Below are 361 nucleotides of genomic sequence, written 5' to 3'. Positions count from 1 at the left end.
CTCCAAAAACTTTTACAAGAAGCGATCAATATTAAATCAGAAAATGATTTAACTGTCTGAGGTGGGTGGATATCATGGCAATTGTAATCAATATTGATGTGATGCTGGCTAAAAGGAAAATGAGTGTAACAGAACTTTCGGAGAGGGTTGGAATAACAATGGCTAACCTTTCTATCTTGAAAAATGGAAAGGCAAAGGCGATTCGATTTTCAACTTTAGAGGCCATTTGTAAGGCTTTAGATTGTCAGCCTGGTGATATTTTAGAGTATCGAAGTGATAAAGAAGCCGAAGAGTAAATGGAGGCAAAATAAATGAGAGCAGTAAAACAACTCGTTCGTTTTGGTTGGGAGCAGGCTCTATC

Annotated in this window: 1 protein-coding gene; it reads left to right on the top strand. The window is 37.7% G+C overall.

From position 1 onward, the window contains the following. The first annotated feature begins 74 nt into the window (after window positions 1-74). Complete coding sequence (locus KH400_RS22600; protein WP_217228465.1) at window positions 75-296, top strand: helix-turn-helix domain-containing protein; 222 nt, start codon at window positions 75-77, stop codon at window positions 294-296. Window positions 297-361: the final 65 nt, after the last annotated feature.

It is taken from the genome of Desertibacillus haloalkaliphilus (assembly GCF_019039105.1).
GTDB classification, from domain to species: Bacteria; Bacillota; Bacilli; order Bacillales; family KJ1-10-99; genus Desertibacillus; species Desertibacillus haloalkaliphilus.
This window is presented reverse-complemented; position numbering and strand designations above follow the sequence as displayed.

What these genes read in the sequence shown, in the direction of transcription:
- KH400_RS22600 (WP_217228465.1), top strand. Translation starts at nt 75, where the DNA reads ATGGCAATTGTAATCAATATTGATGTGATGCTGGCTAAAAGGAAAATG.